Genomic DNA, 5,629 nt, shown 5'->3' with positions numbered 1-5,629 from the left:
GTTTGATAAACAATCTATAATGAATATAAATAAACTTTTTTAGAAGAAAGTTTAATATAAACTTATTGCTCATTATTGTGTAAGGATAGGTCATCTTTCAGTAATTTATTCGATGAATAAGAGTGCAATACACATGATGTTCAAAGAAAAAAGTTCTCTCTTTAGATAAAGATATTATCATAAAAAGTATGTATAAGGCTGCTGTTATTGCAAAGGGTTTAAACAGCAGGTATTCCTTTTAAAAGGATAAGGACTCCAGACAAGTATTCTGTCAAGAAAGATCTCCCTTTGTTTGAAGTCAATCTATTGGAATGCTTTTAAAAGAAATTTTGATAACGAGCATGAATAGGTTATACATTTTTATAAATTTTCCAAGATTTTTTTAAATAAGTTCTTTAATTAAAAAATATAAAAGTTTGTGTTGTTTTTCTTGTGTTTTATTTTGATTATTGTATATACTACTTTATCCGCTATTAAATTTTTTTATTTGAGAAAGAGGCATAAATGGCCCGCGTAACGGTAGAAGATTGTATTGATAAAGTTGACAACCGCTTTGAGTTGGTACTTTTAGCAGGTCATCGGGCGCGTCAGATTTCACAAGGAGCGCAGATTACGGTTGATCGCGATAATGATAAAAATCCAGTTGTTGCTTTACGTGAAATAGCAGAAGAAACATTGTCGCCTGCTGATTTAAAGGAAGACCTTATTCATTCGCTGCAAAAACATGTGGAAGTAGATGAGCCAGAAATGGCAAGTGAATTTATTACCCATTCAGGTGAAGCTGAAAGTGTTTTTAATACGTCGTCGCAAGAAGAAGGTACTTCATTTGATCATATGTCAGAAGAAGAGCTTTTAGCGGGTATTGAAGGTTTGGTTGTTCCAGAAAAAAGTGACGATTACTAATTGCAGCAATTTATGTTACAGGAGTAAAGATACCTTGTCATGTAAGGAGCAATTATTTTTCTTGTCTTTTTTGATAGGACATGTTCAATAAAGATTAGAGGTGTGAAAAGATAAAGGATATGCTCGTATGATGCGTCAGTGTGAGCTTGTTGGACGTGTTCAACGTTACAAGTCTGACGTAGATGAGGCTCTTTTAAACAGGGCCTATGATTATGCAATGAAAAAGCATGCACATCAAAAGCGTGCATCAGGTGATCTTTATTTTTCTCATCCTTTAGAAGTTGCTGCTATTTTGACAGATATGCGGTTGGACGAGGCAACGATTGCTGTTGCTCTTTTGCATGATACAATTGAAGATACAAGCGCTACACGAGCAGAAATTGATCAGATTTTTGGTTCTGAAATTGGAAAGTTGGTTGAAGGGCTTACAAAGCTTAATAAGCTTGATCTTGTATCAAAGAAAGCCGTACAAGCAGAAAATCTTCGTAAACTTCTTATTGCTATTTCTGATGATGTTCGTGTTCTTTTAGTCAAACTTGCTGATCGTCTTCATAATATGCGTACCCTTGGTGTTATGCGTGATGATAAACGTCGGCGAATTGCTGAGGAGACGATGGATATCTATGCGCCACTTGCAGGCCGTATGGGTATGCAGGATATGCGTGAGGAGTTAGAGGATCTCTCTTTCTTTTATTTAAATCCAGAAGGTTATCGTACGATTACCAATCGACTTTCTGAATTATTGAAACACAACCGTGATTTGCTTTCCACAATTGAAAATGAATTGACAAAACTTTTTTTCGAGCATGGCATTAAAGCAGATGTTAAAAGCCGTCAGAAAAAATCTTATTCAGTCTTTCGCAAAATGGAAAGTAAAGCATTATCTTTTGAACAATTATCGGATATTTTTGGATTTCGTGTGATTGTTGAGTCCGTGAATGATTGTTATCGTGCTCTTGGTGTCATTCATACGACATGGCCAATGGTTCCTGGTCGTTTTAAAGATTATATCTCTATACCAAAGCAAAATGATTATCGTTCTATTCATACAACAATTGTTGGTCCTTCAAGACAACGTGTTGAGTTGCAAATTAGAACGGCTGCTATGGATGAAGTTGCTGAATATGGGGTTGCTGCTCATTCCATATATAAAGAGCACGGTTCCAATTATTCGACTGTGAAGTTATCAAGTGAAACGAATGCCTATGCATGGTTGCGTCAAACGATACAATCTTTGTCTGATGGAGATAATCCAGAAGAGTTTTTAGAACATACAAAACTTGAGCTTTTTCAAGACCAAGTTTTTTGTTTTACGCCGAAAGGTCGATTAATTGCTTTTCCTAAAGGAGCTACGCCTATTGATTTTGCTTATGCCGTCCATACAGATATCGGTGATTCTTGTGTAGGTGTAAAAATCAATGGTCGTATTATGCCTTTAATGACCAAATTAAAAAATGGTGATGAGGTTGATATTATTCGCTCACACGCTCAAATTCCGCCAGCAGCATGGGAATTTCTTGTTGTCACAGGTAAAGCACGTTCAGCTATTCGACGAGCAAGTCGTGCAGCAGTACGTAAACAATATTCGGGTTTAGGATATCGTATTCTCGAGCGTTCATTTGAATATATGGGAAAGCAATTTTCAAAAGACCTTTTGAAGAAAGTTTTGCCACGTTTAGCACGTAAAGATGTAGAGGATGTATTGGCTGCTGTTGGGCGTGGAGAGCTGTTTTCCGCTGATGTGATTAAAGCAGTTTATCCTGATTATCAAGAGCGTGTCGTACAAAAGCCCTCTTTTAAGCCTGGGGAAGAAGGGTGGTTTAATATTGAAAATGCTCAAGGGATGATTTTTAAAGTTCCAGAAAATGAAAAGGATACAATGGTTGAAAATCATCAATCTAAAGCATTACCTATTCGAGGAACTCGTGGAGATATTCCTGTACGCTTTTCACCAGAAGGAGCTGTGCCTGGAGATCGGATTGTTGGTATTATGCAGCCAGGGGCTGGAATTGTTATTTATCCAATACAATCTTCAGCTTTGATGGCGTATGATGATCAGCCAGAACGATGGATTGATGTCCGCTGGGATATTGATGCCCAAATGAATGAACGTTTTCCTGCACGGATGAATATTTTAGTTGTAAATAGTCCTGGTTCTTTGGCTGAAATTACACAAATAATTTCTGCTAACGATGCCAATATCCAAAATTTATCTTTTATCCGTACAGCACCAGATTTTACAGAAATTATGATTGATTTGGAAGTGTGGGATTTAAAACATTTGAATCGTATTTTTTCTCAGTTAAAAAAGGCAGGTTCAGTAAGTACAGTACGGCGGGTTCATGGATAAAAAGAAAGATTTTGCAATGAATACACAAGATGTCATTGATATTTTTAAACAAGCAGATGCTATTCTAGAAGGGCATTTTATTTTAACATCGGGGCGCCATAGTGCGACTTATATGCAAAAGGCGAAAGTATTCATGCATGCTAATTTGACGGAAAAGCTCTGTCGTGGATTGGCTGAAAAAATAAAAGAATCTATCAAGGAATCAATTGATTATGTCGTTGGTCCCGCAATTGGCGGTCTTATCCCTTCCTATGAGACTTCACGTCACCTTGGTGTTCCTTCTCTTTGGGTAGAGCGTGTAAATGGCATCTTTGAATTGCGTCGTTTTGAAATCAAGAAGGGTGCACGGGTTGTTATTGTTGAAGATATTGTAACAACGGGTCTTTCCATTCGAGAGACTGTTGAAGCACTTGTTGCAGCAGGAGCAGAGGTATTGGCCAGTGCATGTATCCTTGATCGTTCTGGTGGTAAGGTCAATGTTGGAGTTCCATTGATTGCGCTTGCTGAATACGAGATAACCTCTTATGCTAGTGATGCACTTCCTGCAGATCTTTCTGTTCTTCCCGCGATTAAACCAGGCAGTCGAAATATTTAATTGTCGTTCTATTTTTTGTGCAAAAGCTTAAAAAGATTAATTTGGATGATATAGATTATTTCATCATCAAAAGATGTATATTGAGAGTCATATGCTTTTTCGTCGTCGAGAACCAATAGATTTTGTAACGCGTATTCGACTTTGGTTATGGCCACGTCGTTCATTTTCTCGCTCATTTTGCTACATACATAAACGTATTTTGCGTATATCAGCAACACCGCATGAAGTAGCATTAGGGGTTGCTGTTGGCGTTTTTTTAGCGTGTTCCCCTTTCTTTGGGCTGCATATTATTTTGGCAATATTTTTTTCTTGGCTTTTGCGTGCAAACTTTGCTGCCGCAATCATTGGGACGATTTTTTCTAATCCACTCACATTTTTATTGATTGTCATGGCTGATTATAAAGTAGGGTATTTTTGTTTATCACTTTTTAGCGATGTCAAAGAGATTTCTCTTTCGCAAATTCGTGCTCTATTTAATGGTTTGACATTGTCAAATCTCTCTCTCCTCTTTAAAGGCGCATGGGACACAATTATGAGTCCTATGATTTTAGGGGGAACTCTTTTAGGTATTGTTTTTGGTGGTTTATCTTATATAGGTGTTTACAGAGCAACGGTTCGTTTTAAACAAAAGCGATATCAAAAGATTATAAAAAAAAGGCGTTTAAAGAAGCGCTCATCGTAGGACAGATCGGGTAATATCTTATGATTATTGGTCTTGGAAATGATCTGGTTGATATACGACGTATTGAGAAAATGTTGGTTCGTTATGGTGAGCGTTTTATCCAACGGATTTTTACGGATATTGAAAGAAATAGATCTGAAAATCTCAAAAAAAGCTCCTCTTCCTATGCAAAAAGATTTGCTGCGAAAGAAGCATGTGCTAAAGCCTTAGGAACGGGAATCGCTTGTGGTATCAATTGGAAAGACATGGGGGTAGTTAATTTGCCATCTGGTAAACCAATAATGCAATTAACAAATCGTGCGCAAATGCAACTTCAAAAGTTATTACCTCCTCATCATGATGCAGTTATTCATCTTAGCATAACAGATGATTTTCCTTGGGCACAGGCATTTATTATTATCGAAGCACTTCCACGTGGATAGATGGCGTGAGAGATTGTGCTTTTGTTATTTGAATATTATGATGAAAAAATTATATCTGTGATGAGAAGGCAGTTGGTGATGATCCCAAAAGATAAAGTGCATAAAAAAGAAAAAAAAGGTGGGCTTCTTGAATTTATTTCTGTTTTAATACAGGCTTTGCTTTTAGCAGCGTTTATTCGGACACTTTTTTTCCAGCCGTTTAGTATTCCTTCCGGTTCAATGCGTCCTACTTTGTTGGTGGGAGATTATCTGTTTGTTTCTAAGTATGCATATGGGTATTCTCGTTTTTCCATCCCCTTTTCTCCTCCTCTTTTTTCTGGACGGATTTGGGCATCTCAACCTCAACGTGGAGATGTGGTCGTTTTTCGCTTACCAAGTAATCCGAAGATTGATTATATAAAACGCGTCGTTGGGCTACCGGGTGATCGTATACAAGTCCGTCAAAGTGTCCTTTATATTAATGATGAGGCTGTTTCACGTCACTTTATGGGGGAGATTGATAATTCTGATATAACAGAAGTGAACTATCCTGTTGAGGTTTATCGCGAGACAATGCCTAACGGTGTTAGCTATGATACACTTGATTTAGCTTTCATCCCCAAAGTTGACGATACAGAAGTCTTTGAAGTTCCTCAAGGACATTATTTTATGATGGGAGATAACCGCGACAATTCAGA

The 5,629-nt window shown here is 37.3% G+C and carries 6 protein-coding genes; all 6 read left to right on the top strand.

All coding sequences use genetic code 11. The annotated features are described in order from the left end of the window. Positions 1 to 504 precede the first annotated feature (504 nt). Positions 505 to 903, top strand: coding sequence for a DNA-directed RNA polymerase subunit omega (gene rpoZ / locus ACFIO3_RS07920; protein WP_273791104.1), 399 nt, complete (start codon positions 505 to 507; stop codon positions 901 to 903). Between the two features lie 127 nt (positions 904 to 1,030). Then, positions 1,031 to 3,253, top strand: coding sequence for a RelA/SpoT family protein (locus tag ACFIO3_RS07915; protein ID WP_375606310.1), 2,223 nt, complete (start codon positions 1,031 to 1,033; stop codon positions 3,251 to 3,253). Between the two features lie 16 nt (positions 3,254 to 3,269). Continuing rightward, positions 3,270 to 3,848, top strand: coding sequence for an orotate phosphoribosyltransferase (gene pyrE, locus ACFIO3_RS07910; protein ID WP_375606473.1), 579 nt, complete (start codon positions 3,270 to 3,272; stop codon positions 3,846 to 3,848). Between the two features lie 91 nt (positions 3,849 to 3,939). Further along, positions 3,940 to 4,530 carry a DUF2062 domain-containing protein gene (locus tag ACFIO3_RS07905; protein ID WP_375606309.1) on the top strand — a complete coding sequence of 197 codons (591 nt, stop codon included), beginning with the start codon at positions 3,940 to 3,942 and terminating at the stop codon, positions 4,528 to 4,530. 20 nt (positions 4,531 to 4,550) lie between these two features. Then, positions 4,551 to 4,952: a holo-ACP synthase gene (acpS, locus tag ACFIO3_RS07900; protein ID WP_375606308.1), complete on the top strand. Its 402-nt coding sequence runs from the start codon at positions 4,551 to 4,553 to the stop codon at positions 4,950 to 4,952. Between the two features lie 78 nt (positions 4,953 to 5,030). Continuing rightward, positions 5,031 to 5,629, top strand: a 599-nt coding sequence (lepB, locus tag ACFIO3_RS07895) for a signal peptidase I (RefSeq protein WP_375704287.1), incomplete at its 3' end; no start/stop codon positions are given.

It is taken from the genome of Bartonella sp. AD328YNZD, assembly GCF_042196425.1.
Note: the sequence above shows the minus strand (reverse complement) of the source record. Positions and strands in the feature narration are given on the sequence as shown.